This window comes from Kitasatospora sp. NPDC085464 (assembly GCF_044541955.1).
Taxonomy (GTDB): Bacteria; Actinomycetota; Actinomycetes; order Streptomycetales; family Streptomycetaceae; genus Kitasatospora.
Map to the genome: position 1 here is coordinate 12,778 of NZ_JBITTM010000068.1, position 13,193 is coordinate 25,970.

The 13,193-nt window shown below is 75.4% G+C and carries 15 protein-coding genes; 8 read left to right on the forward strand and 7 right to left on the reverse strand.

The window, feature by feature from the left end; genetic code table 11:
- The first annotated feature begins 10 nt into the window (after window positions 1-10).
- Window positions 11-571: a redox-sensitive transcriptional activator SoxR gene (soxR, locus tag ACIGG8_RS38555; protein ID WP_396553257.1), complete on the forward strand. Its 561-nt coding sequence runs from the start codon at window positions 11-13 to the stop codon at window positions 569-571.
- Between the two features lie 43 nt (window positions 572-614).
- Window positions 615-1,541: a phosphotransferase family protein gene (locus ACIGG8_RS38560; protein WP_396553258.1), complete on the forward strand. Its 927-nt coding sequence runs from the start codon at window positions 615-617 to the stop codon at window positions 1,539-1,541.
- Here the strand turns inward: ACIGG8_RS38560 and ACIGG8_RS38565 are convergent.
- Complete coding sequence (locus ACIGG8_RS38565) at window positions 1,538-2,059, reverse strand: GNAT family N-acetyltransferase (protein ID WP_396553259.1); 522 nt, start codon at window positions 2,057-2,059, stop codon at window positions 1,538-1,540. The genes ACIGG8_RS38560 and ACIGG8_RS38565 overlap by 4 nt on opposite strands.
- Before the next feature lie 303 nt (window positions 2,060-2,362).
- Here ACIGG8_RS38565 and ACIGG8_RS38570 point away from each other — a divergent pair, with 303 nt between their 5' ends.
- The 3 genes from ACIGG8_RS38570 to ACIGG8_RS38580 all read left to right on the forward strand — a co-directional run bounded on the left by ACIGG8_RS38570 (window position 2,363) and on the right by ACIGG8_RS38580 (window position 5,754).
- Window positions 2,363-3,094 carry a class I SAM-dependent methyltransferase gene (locus ACIGG8_RS38570; RefSeq protein ID WP_396553260.1) on the forward strand — a complete coding sequence of 244 codons (732 nt, stop codon included), beginning with the start codon at window positions 2,363-2,365 and terminating at the stop codon, window positions 3,092-3,094.
- 36 nt (window positions 3,095-3,130) lie between these two features.
- Window positions 3,131-4,390, forward strand: a complete 1,260-nt coding sequence (locus tag ACIGG8_RS38575; RefSeq protein WP_396553261.1) for an alpha/beta hydrolase — start codon at window positions 3,131-3,133, stop codon at window positions 4,388-4,390.
- 560 nt (window positions 4,391-4,950) lie between these two features.
- Entirely contained in the window at window positions 4,951-5,754 is an 804-nt protein-coding gene (locus ACIGG8_RS38580) for a hypothetical protein (RefSeq protein WP_396553262.1), read from the forward strand.
- Between the two features lie 221 nt (window positions 5,755-5,975).
- Here the strand turns inward: ACIGG8_RS38580 and ACIGG8_RS38585 are convergent, their stop codons facing one another.
- The 3 genes from ACIGG8_RS38585 to ACIGG8_RS38595 all read right to left on the reverse strand — a co-directional run bounded on the left by ACIGG8_RS38585 (window position 5,976) and on the right by ACIGG8_RS38595 (window position 8,348).
- Entirely contained in the window at window positions 5,976-6,581 is a 606-nt protein-coding gene (locus ACIGG8_RS38585; protein WP_396553263.1) for a hypothetical protein, read from the reverse strand.
- Between the two features lie 168 nt (window positions 6,582-6,749).
- Window positions 6,750-7,304, reverse strand: coding sequence for a GNAT family N-acetyltransferase (locus ACIGG8_RS38590; protein ID WP_396553264.1), 555 nt, complete (start codon window positions 7,302-7,304; stop codon window positions 6,750-6,752).
- A gap of 135 nt (window positions 7,305-7,439) precedes the next feature.
- Complete coding sequence (locus tag ACIGG8_RS38595) at window positions 7,440-8,348, reverse strand: LysR family transcriptional regulator (RefSeq protein WP_396553265.1); 909 nt, start codon at window positions 8,346-8,348, stop codon at window positions 7,440-7,442.
- Window positions 8,349-8,418: 70 nt separating this feature from the next.
- On the opposite strand from ACIGG8_RS38595, the gene ACIGG8_RS38600 reads away from it, so the two are divergent.
- Entirely contained in the window at window positions 8,419-9,150 is a 732-nt protein-coding gene (locus ACIGG8_RS38600; RefSeq protein WP_396553266.1) for a hypothetical protein, read from the forward strand.
- A 7-nt stretch (window positions 9,151-9,157) separates the two neighbouring features.
- Here ACIGG8_RS38600 and ACIGG8_RS38605 read toward each other — a convergent pair whose 3' ends face one another.
- On the reverse strand, window positions 9,158-9,865 hold the full coding sequence (locus tag ACIGG8_RS38605; RefSeq protein ID WP_396553267.1) for a GNAT family N-acetyltransferase: 708 nt from the start codon (window positions 9,863-9,865) through the stop codon (window positions 9,158-9,160).
- Window positions 9,866-9,967: 102 nt separating this feature from the next.
- On the opposite strand from ACIGG8_RS38605, the gene ACIGG8_RS38610 reads away from it, so the two are divergent.
- Window positions 9,968-11,203 carry a sensor histidine kinase gene (locus ACIGG8_RS38610; protein WP_396553268.1) on the forward strand — a complete coding sequence of 412 codons (1,236 nt, stop codon included), beginning with the start codon at window positions 9,968-9,970 and terminating at the stop codon, window positions 11,201-11,203.
- A 103-nt stretch (window positions 11,204-11,306) separates the two neighbouring features.
- On the opposite strand, the gene coaE is transcribed toward ACIGG8_RS38610, so the two are convergent.
- Together coaE and ACIGG8_RS38620 are read right to left on the reverse strand one after the other, a co-directional pair.
- Entirely contained in the window at window positions 11,307-11,906 is a 600-nt protein-coding gene (coaE, locus tag ACIGG8_RS38615; protein ID WP_396553269.1) for a dephospho-CoA kinase, read from the reverse strand.
- Between the two features lie 100 nt (window positions 11,907-12,006).
- Window positions 12,007-12,648 carry an MBL fold metallo-hydrolase gene (locus ACIGG8_RS38620; protein WP_350523556.1) on the reverse strand — a complete coding sequence of 214 codons (642 nt, stop codon included), beginning with the start codon at window positions 12,646-12,648 and terminating at the stop codon, window positions 12,007-12,009.
- Between the two features lie 62 nt (window positions 12,649-12,710).
- Between ACIGG8_RS38620 and ACIGG8_RS38625 the strand changes: the two genes are divergently transcribed.
- The gene (locus ACIGG8_RS38625; protein ID WP_350523555.1) at window positions 12,711-13,142 is read left to right on the forward strand and encodes a MarR family transcriptional regulator; all 432 of its coding nucleotides are present in this window, start codon (window positions 12,711-12,713) and stop codon (window positions 13,140-13,142) included.
- The last annotated feature ends 51 nt before the right edge of the window (window positions 13,143-13,193 follow it).

A 13,193-nucleotide genomic window follows, 5' to 3' on the forward strand; every position in this document is an offset into this window, starting at 1 on the left:
GTGGGCTCCCATGACGGCCCACCCCGACGACCGCCGCACCGCCGGCCCGCACCACAGCGACCTGCTCACGATCGGCCAACTCGCCGACCGCAGCGGCCTCGCCGCGTCCGCGCTGCGCTACTACGAGAGCCTCGGCCTGATCCACGCCACCCGCACCACCGGCGGGCAGCGCCGCTACACCCGGGGCACCCTGCGCCGGATCGCCTTCATCCGTGCGGCTCAACGGGTCGGCCTCTCCCTCGACGAGGCACGGGTCGCCCTCGACCGCCTCCCCGACCGCCCGGCGCCCACCCGCGCCGAGTGGGACCGGGTGGCCGAGTCCTGGCAGGGCCGCATCGACGAGCAGATCGCCGAACTCGAACTGCTGAAGCGCAAGCTGTCCGGCTGCATCGGCTGCGGCTGCCTCTCGCTCGCCCGCTGCGCCCTCTACAACGCCGGCGACCGCGCCGCCGACGCCGGCCCCGGCGCCCGCTACCTGCTCACCCGCGACCCGGCCGCCGGGCCCGAGCCGGGCCCGCCGTCCGCCGACGCGTACGGCGACGCGTACGGCGCGGCCCCGCAGGAGCGGTGAAAAACCTTTGCGGCGCGGGCCCGGCTCTGCCTACGGTGCGCCCGTGCTGCCTCTGGTACTGACGGACGAGGAATGGGACGCGATCGTCCCCGACGAGTCGGTGGTGCGCCCCGGCGCGGAGGCGCTGTGCGCCCGGCTCGGCGTCGGCGGACTGCCGCTGGAACGCTTCGCGGAGGGCTCCGTCCCGGTCTACGCCGTCGGCGACGAGCACGTCCTCAAGCTGTTCCCGGCCGCCGGCGCCCGGGACGGCCTCGTCGAGGCGCGCGTCCTGGACCGGCTGCGGGGCGCGCTGCCGATCCCCACCCCGGTGGTGCGCGAGGCCGGCGAGTACGTCAACGGCTGGCGCTACGTGCTGATGTCCCGGCTGCCCGGCGAGGGCCTGGCGCCCGCCTGGCCGCGCATCCCCCGGCCCGAGCGCGAGCGGATCGCGCGCGACTGCGGCGAGGCGCTCGCCGCCCTGCACGCCCTCGACCCCGAACCGCTCGCCGACGCCCTCGGCCCCGGCGACTGGCGCGCCTTCCTCGACGATCAGCGGGCCGGCGCCGTCACCCGCCAGCGGGAGCGCGGCCTGCCGGAGGCCTGGTCCGAGCAGATCCCGGACTTCCTCGCCGCCGCCCCGCTCCCGGCGGCGCCCGGACGCGCCCTGCTGCACACCGAGTTCATGCGCGAGCACCTCCTCACCGACCCGGCCGCCGACTGGCGCCTGACCGGCCTGTTCGACTTCGAGCCCGCCATGATCGGGGACCCTGCCTACGACCTCGTCGCCGTCGGCCTCTTCACCACCCGCGCCGACCCGCACCTCCTCGGGCAGCTGCTGGCCGCCTACGGCCGGGCCGTCGAGCCGCGGCTGCTGATGGCCTACACACTGCTCCACGTCTACAGCAACCTGCCTTGGTACCTACGGGAGTTGAAGCCCGCCGCCCGGACGCTGGACGCCCTCGCCGAGGAGTGGTTCGGGGCGCTGAGCTAACCCCGCGGATCCGTGCGCAGCAGGCCGTAGCGGACGACGTCGCGCCACTGCCCGTCCCGGAAGGTCAGTGCGCGCTGCACGCCCTCCCGGGTGAAGCCGCACTTCTCCAGCGCCCGCTGCTCGGCGTGGTTGCCGGTCTCGGTGTCCGCCTCCAGCCGCATCACCGGCGAGTGCGCGAACAGGTAGTCCACGAGCAGGCGTTGGGCCGCGGTGCCGATGCCCCGGCCGCGCACCTCCGGACGGAGCTGGATGCCGATGTTCCAGTACGGGGCGTTGGTCGCGGCGTTCATCCGGCGCCAGGCGACGAATCCCGCGAACTCGCCGCCGACCCGGACCGCCAGCACCGACCGCTCGTCCGACAGCAGGCCGTCCTCGGCCCAGGTGCGGCGGAACCGGCCGGGATCGCGCCAGCCGAACCACTGGAACGGGCCCAGCTGCTCGGGGTCGGCGACCAGCACCTCCAGCCGGGCGAGGTCGGCCTCGGCGATCGGGGCGAGGAGGATCGTTTCGTCGGTCACACCGGCCCCAACGACCACTCCCCGCAGACGAGTTCCTCGGCTGCCGGGCTCCGGGCCACACGGAGCCGGGTGCTGCCCGGCCCGCTCGCAGCCTTGCCCGAAACGTTATGCCGCCCCCGCTCCCGCGGGCCCCGGCGGCTCCGCGGAACGGGCCCTTCCCGACGCGCGGCGGGCACGCCGCCGTACGCCGGACCGGCCCGGAAGCCTCCCCTCCCACCACCGCGGCCGGGGCCCCGACAGCCTGCCCCACAAGGGATTTCGCGTCGCTCGCAGCCACCCGCCGGGCCGCCTACGCTCGGCCGTATGAACCGCACGATCCGCACCGCCGAGGACGTCCTCGCCCTCCTCGACCGGCTGTTCCCGCCGGCCGAGGCCTGGTGGGACCGTTTCTATGCCGACCGCTCCGCCGACCGCCCGTTCTTCACCCCCGAGCCGGACGAGAACCTGGTCTCCTACCTCGACCGCGGCCTGCTCTCCCCCGGCGCCGGGCACGCGCCCGCCCGCGCCCTCGACCTCGGCTGCGGGCCCGGCCGCAACGCGATCCACCTGGCCGCCCGCGGGTTCGAGGTGGACGCCGTCGACGTCTCCTCCGCCGCCGTCGCCTGGGCCGAGGAGCGCGCCCGCGAGGCCGGGATCGGCGCCGCCCTGCGCTTCCACCGGGCGAGCATCTTCGAGGCCGACCTCCCGCACGCCCGGTACGACCTGGTCTACGACTCCGGCTGCCTGCACCACCTGCCGCCGCACCGCCGCGTCAGCTACCTCGCCCTCCTCGGCCGCGTCCTGGCACCGGGCGGGCACTTCGCCGTCACCGCGTTCGCCGCCGGGGCGATCGGGTCCGAGCGGCCCGACGAGGAGCTGTACCGGCTGGGCGCCCTGGAGGGCGGCCTGGCGTGGTCTCCCGACGAGCTCCGCTCGCTGTTCCGCGAGCTCACGCCGCTGGAGATCCGCCCGATGGCGGCCCGGCCGCCGGGCTCCGGGCTCTTCGGTCTCCCCTTCCTCCTCACAGGTCTCTTCCAGCGAACTACCAGTCTCTAACCGGCCTCTCATCCTCCGCGCCTAGCCTCCGGCCCCATGAACGTCTCCCTGCTGGACGGCTGGTTCCCCTGGACGGTGCAGGCCGCGGCCCTCGCGGTGTTCCTGGGCTCGGTGGCCCGGCGGGACCGGGCGTGGCGGCTGAAGTGGGGTCCGATCGCGCTCGGGACGGCGGTGGCGGTCACCGCCGTCGCCGCCGTCTCCGTGGTGACGCTCAGCGGGATCACCGACCCGATCCCGTACGGGGTGTGGCTGTGGAGCGGGGTGGCCGTCGCGGCCCTGTGCGTGCTCGGGTTCGGCTGGCGCGGCGCGCGGTGGTGGCGGCGACTGCTGGTGGTGCCGACCGTCCTGCTGGCGCTGTTCTGCGCCGCGAACAGCCTGAACGCCGCCACCGGCTACTACCCGACCCTGGGCGACGCGATCGGTGAGCTCGGCGGCGGGCCGCTGCCGCAGCAGGTCACGCTCGCCGAACTCGCCTCCCTCCACGGCAGGACGAGCACCGGCCGCATCGTCCAGGTCGACATACCGGACACCACCGGCGGCTTCGCCCACCGCCAGGAGCTGGTGTACCTGCCGCCCGCCTGGTTCCGCAGCCAGAGCAGGCCCAAGCTGCCGGTGCTGGAGATGATCGGCGGCGAGTTCGCGGCGCCGGACAACTGGATCCGCTCCGGCAACGCCGTGAAGACCACGGACGCGTTCGCCGCCCAGCACAACGGCTTCGCGCCGATCCTGGTCTTCGTCGACGCCACCGGCGGCTTCCGGGTGGACACCGAGTGCGTGGACGGCCCGCACGGCAACGCCGAGACCCACCTGGTCAAGGACGTCCCGCCGTTCGTCCAGAAGACCTTCAACGCCGCCACCGACCCGCACAAGTGGGGCGTGGCCGGCTGGTCGATGGGCGGTACCTGCGCCGTCGACCTGACCGTCGAACACCCCGGCGTCTTCACCCACTTCGGCGACTTCTCGGGCGACCGGGGCCCGTTCATCGGCGACAAGGACCACACCGTCCAGGAGCTGTACGGCGGCGACGCCGCGGCCTGGGCCGCCCACGACCCGATGACGGTGCTCGCCCACCACCCCCGGTACCAGGGCGTCTCCGGCTACTTCGGCCAGGGCGACGAGGAGCACGGCCAGATCGAGTCCGCCAAGGCCCTGGAGGCGGCCGCCCGGAGGGACGGCATCCGCACCGTCTCCGCCGTCGGCTCCGGCAAGCACAGCTGGCAGACCGGCGCCGCGACCTTCGCCCAGGCGCTCCCCTGGCTCGCCCAGCAGCTCGGCGTCCCGGGCACCCACGGGTAGCCGCCCGGCTCCCGCCGCGGCCCCTCCGACGCTCGCCGTCCCGGGGCCACCGCGTGGGAAAGCCTTGGTGTCGGGGGCCGCCCGCGGCCCGTCCTCCGGTGCGGCCGGGGCACCGTACGCGCTCGCAGCACCGCGCCCGGTCGGCGCGGATCCCCAGTTCGGGGCGGCACTTGACCGTGTCCGGCCGCTCCAGGAATCCCCCGCACCCCGCGCATAGCTCCCGCCGCGCCCGCACACACGTTCCCCACCACTGCCCTGCAACCACCCGGGCCACCCGGGCGTCCGCCGGAATCCCGCTTTGCTCCCGACGGTCGCTTGGCATAGGTTTCGACCGCCGTCGACGCAGCACCGGCGCTGACCGCCCCTCAAACCCGAGGAGGGCGGCGCGGCCAGGAGCCGGACGGCAGTACGTCAACGGGGGAGGAAGAGCCATGCCGAGTGCCCGCGACCACGGGTCGCCCGGGCGGCGGGGGCGGACGGGCGGTGCCGCGCACCAGCGGCCCGCGACCGACGCGCACCCGACCCCGATCCACGCCACCGGACACTTGAGGATTCGTCAGTTGCGCAGCACCCGCCTGGTCACCGCCACCGCCGCAGCCCTCGTCTGCCTGGGCGCCCTCAGCGCCTGCGGACCGGACAACAGCGGTGAGGACGGCGGCAAGACCGCCGCACCCGCTCCGTCCACCGGCGCCGCGACCGGCGCCGCCCCCAGCGGTGCCCCCGCCACGGGCGCCGGCAAGCCCGGCGGCACCGACGGAGCCGCGAAGACCATCCCGGCCAAGGCCTGGATGGACACCAAGAGCATCCCGATGGACGAGACCTACCACTACGCGCCGCTGGCGGCCAACGCCAAGCCGCAGACCGGCCCCGTCCAGTTCAAGGGCATGGAGCTGTGCCACGCCCCGATCGCCAAGGACGACGAGTACGGGTTCGCCGGCACCGCCTCCGCGAAGGCCTCGGTCGGCTTCGGCGGCGACCGCTGGACGGCCCAGCAGACCCTGCTCTTCGTCGGCGACCCGACCCACAGCAGCGGCACCAAGCAGACCACCAACATGGTCGACCAGCGCCTGACGGACGCGCTCAAGGGCTGCGCCAAGACCGCTCCCGGGGCCACCGTGAAGGTCAACAGCGCCGACGACGCGCCGTACTTCGCCGCCGTCCTGACGATCCCGCAGGCCGACGGGACCGCCGTCACCCTGCACGAGTACGCGGTCACCGACGGCGGGACGGTCAGCGAGCTGTCCGTCTGGGCGACCACCAAGGCCGGCGCCCAGCCCAAGGACGCCTGGAAGGCCCCCGAGGACAAGTACGTCGGCACCGGGATGACCGCGCCGATGTGCGAGGCCCTGCCCGGCTGCGGCTGATCCGCGGGGCGCCCGCACCCGGGCGCCCGCACCACCCCACAGACGGCCGTCCGGCCCGTCCGGCACAGGGGACCGGACGGACCGGGCGGCTCCTTCGCGCCCGCCCGCGGTGAACCGGCTTCACCGCGTCAGGGGCGCCCGGGAGCCGCGGCGCTCAGGAGCTCGGACGCCCGGCAGCCGCGGCGCTCAGGAGCTCGGACGCCCGGGAGTCGCGGCGCGCCTCACAGCCCCAGGACGCTGAGGGCCGTGGTCCAGTCGCTCGCGATCGCGCCGCGGGCGTCGTCCAGGCTCACCCGGCCGCTGCACACCGCGTTCTTCAGCCGGGTCTCGACGGAGTCCTTGCTCTGCGCCGGCTCGGTGCCGTAGCGCGGCTCGGGCCACAGGTTGGCCGGGTCGCGCGGGGCGCCGCCGAGCTCCAGCGGGACGAGGTGGTCCTCCTCGTAGTCGGCCGTGCTGGTGTCGTCGTAGCCGTACTGGGCGATCTGGCGCACCTTCAGCGGGTTGGTGTAGCTGGTCGGCGGGCGGACGGTGGCGGTCCAGCCGGAGACGCAGATGGTCTGCCCGATGGTGTCCTGGGTGACGTCCGGGTTGTACGCACCCGGGGTGCAGGACGGGTCGGGCAGCGGCAGGTAGTCCTGCGAACAACTCGCGGCGAGCGCACGGGACTTCGCGGCGGCGGTCGCCGGTGCGGCCGCGTGGGCGGTGCCCGCGGCGAGCCCGGCGACGGTCAGGGCGGCCGCCGAGGCGACGACGGTCAGGCGCTGATGGAGCATCATGGGGAAGATCTCCAGGGTCGGCCCGGCCGTTCGCCGGGCAGCTGTGTTCATGACAGCACCGGACGTGCGACGACCGTCAGCCCCGGGACGTGAACGCCTGGTGACCTCGTCTTCACAACCCCCGGGGCCGCCCTCCCGGATCGCCCGCCGACCCCGCAGGACGACCCAGCAGGACGACCCCGCAGGACGACCCCGGGGCACTGCCCCGGAGCGCGGCGATCAGCCCCGGGAGACCGCCAGTTCGATCTCCCGGTGCGACGCGTCACCCGGGACGGGCAGCGCCACGCCGGAGGGCTCGAACCCGACCTTGACGTACAGCGCCTCGGCGCGGGCGTTGTCCTCGTGCACGAACAGCCGCACCCGCTCGATCCGGGGTTCGGCGAGCGACCAGGACCAGTCCCGGGCCGCCCGGATGAGATCGGGTGCCAGCCCGGTGCCGCGCGCCTCGGGCCGGACGTAGACGCCCACGATGTGCGCCTGCTCGACCCGGACGACGTCTCCCTCCAACGCCCCCGGCCCGCCGGGCCGTTCGACCACCACGCTGACCGCGCCGAGCCAGCGCCCGTCCGTGTCCTCAGCGACGAACTGCGCCACGGCGGAGCCGGTCGCCGCCCGCGCCGCGCGGTCCTGCCAGAACCCGTCCGGCCTGGCGGCCGCCTGCTCGTGGGTCTCAAGGAAGGCGATGGCCGCGACCGGGTCCCGCAGTGAGTCCAGGCGGATCTGCTTGACCCGCGCCCAATCCTCTTGCCGTACCCGTCTGATGATGATGCTCATTGCATGATCATTCCATCGGCTCCGGCGGCCCCCGCAACCCGATTCAAGCAACCGGCCGGCACCGCAGGCCGCCGCACCGCAGACCGCCGCACCGCAGACCGCCGCACCGCCGCACCGCCGCACGGAGGCCGCCGGTCAGGCGGAGTCGGCCGGCACCCCCTCCAGCAGCCGCGCCAGCAGCGCCGCCGGCCCCTCCGGCAGGCTCCCGTGCACCAGTTCGGTGCGGTGCACCAGCCGGGGCGCGGCGATCGGCGCGCACCCGACCCCGGACACCCCGGCCGGCACCGGCTCGGGCAGCAGCGCGAGCCCGTGCCCGGCGGCGACCAGTGCCAGCAACCCGTGCAGGTCGGTCCCCCGGTAGCGGGTGGCGGGCCGGAAGCCGTCGACGCCCGCCACCGCGCGCAGCCGGGCGACCGACGGGGTGAGGTCGGGGGCGTCCAGCCAGCGGGCCGCGGAGAGGTCGGCGAGCGCGAGGCCGGCGCGGCCCGCCAGCGGGTGGCCGGCGGGCAGGACCACGACGACCGGCTGCTCGTCCACCGCGACGGTCCGCAGCGGGCCGACCTCGGGCAGCGGCAGCGGGTCGCTGGGCGCGGCCAGGCCGTCGATCAGGGCGAGGTCGACCTCGCCGGTGGCGACCTGCGCGGGCAGCACGTCCTGGGCGAGCACCCGGACCTCCGGTTGCACCCTCGGGTACGCCCGGCGCACCTCGCCGAGCGCGCGCCCCAGCACCGCCCCGACCGCGGGCGCCGTGGCGCCGACCACCAGCCGGGCGCTCGGGGCGCCGGCCAGGCGTGCGACGTCGGCACGCGCCGCCTCCAGGCGGACCAGCAGCGGCGCGGCGTGCTCCAGCAGCCGACGCCCCGCCTCGGTCGGGCCGACCGGGCGGCGGACCAGCAGGGCCGTACCGAGGTCCGCCTCCAGCGCCGCGATCTGCTGCGAGACCGCGGACTGGGTGTAGCCGAGTTCCCGCGCCGCGTCGGAGAAGGAGGCGAGGCGGGTGACGGTGACGAAGGTGCGCAGCTGCTGGGGATCCACGGCGGCCATCAACCGATCTGATCGAGGTGTAAGAAATCATCGTTGGCGCTGATCTCGGGTGCTGGGTCAGGATAGCCGCATGACCTACCTGACCCCGCGGGTCGCCCTCGTCGGCGACCGCTCCCCCGCCGTCCGCTCGCACGCCCGCATTCCCGGCCTGCTCGACGCCCTCGCCGAGCACGACCACCTCGTGCTGGACGCCTACTGGATCCCCACCGAGGACGCCGCGGCGGCCGGCGCCCTGGACGGCTTCGACGCCGTCTGGCTGCTGCCCGGCAGCCCCTACCGCAGCGAGGAGGGCGCGGTGGCCGCCGTGCGCACCGCCCGCGAACGCGGCATCCCCTTCCTCGGTACCTGCGCCGGGTTCCAGCACGCGGTCCTGGAGTTCGCCCGCAACGTCTGCGGCCTGGCCGGAGCCGTCCACGGCGAGCAGCAGCCCGACGGGGACCAGCAGGTGATCGCCCCGCTGAGCTGCTCACTGGTCGGCCACGAGGGCGCCGTCGCCATCACTCCGGGCAGCCTCGCCGAGCGCGTCTTCGGCACCACCCGCACCCTGGAGCGCTACCACTGCGCGTACGGCCTCAACGCCGCCTACCTGGACCGGCTGAGCGCGCACGGCCTGCGGTTCAGCGGCGCGGACGAGTCGGGCGAGGTGCGGATCCTGGAACTGCCGGACCACCCGTTCTTCCTCGCCTCGCTGTTCCAGCCCGAGCTGTCCGGCGACGGCACCCGGGCGCACGCCGCGATCCGTGCGCTGGCCGCCGCCGCCGTGGCCCACGCGGAGTCCTCCGCGCGGGCCACCCGCGCCTGATCCGGCCTCACATCGGCAGCGAGCGCAGCCGGACCGGCCCCTCCGGCCAGTCGGCCCCCGCCGCCAGCGGCGCCCACATGGTGCGCAGCGGCATCACGGCCAGTCGGCCCTCCGGCTGCTCCACCGTCACCTCCTGCGTCACCTCGCGGAAGCCCAGCCCCCGGTAGAGCGTGACCAGGGGCGGGCGGCAGAACAGCAGCGCGCGCCGGTGGCCGAGGGTGCGGGCGTGGTCCAGGGCGGCCCCGACCACGGCGTGCGCGAGGCCGCCGCCGCGCCGGTCGGGGGCGACACAGACCCCGCCGACGCCCATCACCGTCAGGTCGGTGCCGCCCGCGGTGAGCGGCAGGGGCCGCAGCCCGGTGTGGGCCACGAGCCGGCCGTCGGCGGCCCGGACACCGAAGTGGATCTCCTTGGGCAGGTAGGTCAGCCCCGTGTACGCGACCCCGTACGGGTCGGCCCCCGGGCCGAGGATCTGCTCCTGCTCGGCGCGGGAGTACTGCTCCAGCCGTTCGACGGCCACGCGCGGCTCGGTCGGGGTCGCGTCGGTCGGGTGCGGGACGGTCGGGTGCGGGGCGAAAGGGGTCGCATCGGTGGGGCGCGGGTCGGTGGGGGTCGCGTCGGTCGGCTGCGGGCCGGTCAGATGCGGCCCGGTCCGGCGCCGTTCGGCCGACTGCGACTCGGCCGACTGCGCCCCGGACGAAAAATGATCACTCATGCCCGCCATGTTCTCCCCGTCGGGATCCTCGCAACAGCCCCTTCCCGGCCACACGGTCGGACGATCATCCCGGTCGGACCCCGGTGTGGAAGCATGCCCCTCATGCAGCACCTCACCGACCGGTCGGCCGTCGACCCCGACGCGCCGCCGCCCTGGCCGCCGGTGCGTCTGCCCCGCCCGGTCCGGGCCCTCGCGCCGACCGCCCTGGTCATGCTGGTGCTCGTCCCGCTCGCCGCGAACGACCCGGACTTCGGCCCGACCACCTCGCCGTCGGTCAACGCCGGCCTGATGGCGGTCGGCGCCCTCGCCCTGGCCCTGCGGCGCCGGCATCCCGCGGCGGTCACCGCGGCCACCCTGGTGAGCGGTCAACTCCCGCTCGCCGTCGCCCTCTACGGACTGGCCGCGCGGCGCGGCACCACCACGCTGCTGTACGTCCTGGCGGCCGCGGCCGAACTGCGGCTGATCGTCCCGTTCGACCTCGGGGACGTCACCACCCCCTCCTCACTGGCCGGCCTGATCGAGGACCCGCTGGTCTTCGGCGCGGTCCCGATCCTCCTCGGGCTGACCACCCACCACCGCGCCCACACCGTCCGGGTGCTCGCGGAGCGCAACCGCTTCCTGGGCGAGCGCAACCGGCTGCTGGAGGACGCCCGCCGGCACGTCGAGGAGCGCGCCGCGGCCGCCGAACGCTCCCGGCTCGCAAGGGAGATGCACGACGTGGTTTCCAACCGGGTGTCACTGATCACCCTGCACGCGGGCGCCGGCCAGGTCGCCCGGGCCGAGGACCCGGCGGCCGTCCGGGAGACGCTCGGCCTGATCCGCACCCTCGGGCTGCAGGCGCTCACCGAACTGCGCGGCCTGCTGGGCGTGCTGACCACGGCCGCCGACCAGGCGCCCTCGCTGCGCGGCCTGCCCACCCTGGTCGAGGAGTCCCGGCAGGCCGGGCTGGTGGTCGGCCTGACCGTCACCGGCCCGGCCGACGGACTGCCCGCGCCCGGGCCCGCCGTGCAGTACGCGGCGTACCGGATCGTCCAGGAGGCGCTGACCAACGCGCACAAGCACGCCCCGGCGGCCGAGGTGGCCGTCACCGTCGAGGTCCGGCCGGACGGGCTGCGCCTGGCGGTGGTCAACACCCCGGCTGCGGCGGAGTCCGACGGGCCGACGGGTGGCCACGCACCGGCGGCCGACGGAAGCGGTCTGCCCTCCGGCGGGCACGGCCTGACCGGCATGCGCACCCGGGCCGGCGATCTCGGCGGCACCCTGCACGCCGGGCCGACGGCCGAGGGCGGCTTCGCGGTGCGGGCCCGGCTGCCGCTCGGCGCCGGCCGGACCGGCTGACCCGGCGCGTGCCCGACAGGGCCCGAGCCTGCGGGGCCGGGCCTGGCCTGGCCTGGCCCGGGAGGCCGGTCCGACCACCCCGCGGCTCAAACCACCCCGCGGCTCAGACCACCGCGCGCTCCGCCAGCTCCGCCCAGACCTCGTCCACCCGGGCCGACAGCTCCGCCAGCCCGCCGCCGTTGTCGATCACCAGGTCGGCGATCGCCAGCCGGTCCGCCCGCGAGGCCTGCGCGGCCATCCGGGCCCGGGCCTCCTCCTCGGCCATCCCGCGCAACCGCACCAGCCGGTCCACCCGCACCTCGTCGGCAACGTCGACCACCACGACCAGGTCGAACAGCGGCGCCAGCCCGTTCTCGGCCAGCAGCGGCACGTCGTGCACCACGACCGCGTCCGGGGCGGCCGCCGCCTCCAGCTCGGCGGAGCGGGCCCGCACCAGCGGGTGGACGATCGCGTTCAGCGCCTTCAGCCGCTCCGGGTCGGCGAACACGACCGCCCCGAGGGCCGGACGGTCCAGCGCGCCGTCCTCCCGCAGCACCTGCGGGCCGAACTCGGAGACGACGGCCGCCAGACCGTCCGTCCCGGGGGCGACCACCTCGCGGGCGATCACGTCGGAGTCCACGATCACCGCGCCGTGCGCGGCGAACAGCCGGGACACCTCGCTCTTGCCCGCGCCGATGCCACCCGTCAGTCCGATCTTCAGCATGGCGTCAGGCTACCGGCGCAGCACCGGGCCCGTCAGCACCGGGCGGGCACCCGGCGGCGCCGGCTCCGCACCCGGGCGGCACCCGCTCCGCACCCGGCGGTCAGCCCAGCTCCAGGCTCTCCCCGTCCCCGAGGACGGCCAGCTCCGAGCCCGTGCCCGGCCCGTCCGGTCCGACCAGTCGGGTGTGCACGGCGAAGCCGACCGGGCTGAGCACCGCCTCGTGGACCGGCACCGCCCGGTGCGCCCCGGCCTCCCGGACGTAGTCGATCACCTCGGAGGCCTTGCTCCACGGCGCCGCGAGCGGCAGCAGCAGGGTGTCCACGGCGTGCGGCGGCAGGGTGAACGCGTCACCGGGGTGGAAGAGCCGGCCGTCGAAGAGGAAACCGATGTTGCGCACCTGCGGGATGTCCGGGTGGATCACCGCGTGCCACTCGCCGTGCACCGAGACGCCCAGGCCGCCGAGCTCGAAGGCGTCCCCCTCGCCGACCGCGGTGACCCGCTGCGCCACGCCCTCCAGCTGGGCGGCGACGGCGGTGTTGGTCCACACGCGCAGCGCCGGGTCGGCCTCCAGGGCGGCGCGCAGCCGGGACTCCTCGAAGTGGTCCATGTGCTCGTGGGTGATCAGGACGGCGTCCGCGCCGGCCAGCGCGGCGGGGTCGGTGAACACTCCGGGGTCGACGACGACGGTGGTGTCGCCGTGCTCGACGCGTACGCAGGCATGTCCGAACTTGGTGATTCGCATGCCCAAAACCATACAGCAAAGCTGTACAGCAATGCTGTAGATCTTCCGAGTAGACTTCTGCCATGCCCAGCGAAGCCCCGCACCCGGACACCCTGGAACTCGCCGCGGACCTGCGCGCCGCCCTCGGGAGCCTGGTCCGCTCCCTGCGCGACAGCGACGAGCTGCCGCAGAACCAGGCCGCCGTCCTCGGTCTACTGGTCCGCGACGAGCGCTCCTGCACCGTCGCGGAACTCGCCGACCTCCAGCGCGTCCGCCACCAGTCGATGGCCCGCACCGTCGCCCTGATGGCCGAGGCCGGACTGGTCACCCAGCAGCCCCACCCCACCGACGGCCGCAAGCAGCTCATCGCCGCCACCGAGGCCGGCCACGCCGCCCTCCTCGACCAGCGCGCCCGCCGCGAACACCGCATCGCGGCCGCCATCGAGTCCCGCCTCACCCCCGCCGAGCAGGACCGGCTCCGCGCCGCGGTCGGCCTCCTGAGCCGCCTGTCCTGAGCCGCCCGCCCCGAAAACCGGACGTCCCCCGGCGGCTCAGGCCACCGGGGG

Excerpts from the sequence above, each read along its gene's own strand:
- soxR (WP_396553257.1), top strand. The coding sequence starts at position 11 with ATGACGGCCCACCCCGACGACCGCCGCACCGCCGGCCCGCACCACAGC.
- ACIGG8_RS38570 (WP_396553260.1), top strand. The coding sequence starts at position 2,363 with ATGAACCGCACGATCCGCACCGCCGAGGACGTCCTCGCCCTCCTCGAC.
- ACIGG8_RS38575 (WP_396553261.1), top strand. The coding sequence starts at position 3,131 with ATGAACGTCTCCCTGCTGGACGGCTGGTTCCCCTGGACGGTGCAGGCC.
- ACIGG8_RS38585 (WP_396553263.1), bottom strand. The coding sequence starts at position 6,581 with ATGAACACAGCTGCCCGGCGAACGGCCGGGCCGACCCTGGAGATCTTC.
- ACIGG8_RS38590 (WP_396553264.1), bottom strand. The coding sequence starts at position 7,304 with ATGAGCATCATCATCAGACGGGTACGGCAAGAGGATTGGGCGCGGGTC.
- ACIGG8_RS38595 (WP_396553265.1), bottom strand. The coding sequence starts at position 8,348 with ATGGCCGCCGTGGATCCCCAGCAGCTGCGCACCTTCGTCACCGTCACC.
- ACIGG8_RS38600 (WP_396553266.1), top strand. The coding sequence starts at position 8,419 with ATGACCTACCTGACCCCGCGGGTCGCCCTCGTCGGCGACCGCTCCCCC.
- ACIGG8_RS38605 (WP_396553267.1), bottom strand. The coding sequence starts at position 9,865 with ATGAGTGATCATTTTTCGTCCGGGGCGCAGTCGGCCGAGTCGCAGTCG.
- ACIGG8_RS38610 (WP_396553268.1), top strand. The coding sequence starts at position 9,968 with ATGCAGCACCTCACCGACCGGTCGGCCGTCGACCCCGACGCGCCGCCG.
- coaE (WP_396553269.1), bottom strand. The coding sequence starts at position 11,906 with ATGCTGAAGATCGGACTGACGGGTGGCATCGGCGCGGGCAAGAGCGAG.
- ACIGG8_RS38620 (WP_350523556.1), bottom strand. The coding sequence starts at position 12,648 with ATGCGAATCACCAAGTTCGGACATGCCTGCGTACGCGTCGAGCACGGC.
- ACIGG8_RS38625 (WP_350523555.1), top strand. The coding sequence starts at position 12,711 with ATGCCCAGCGAAGCCCCGCACCCGGACACCCTGGAACTCGCCGCGGAC.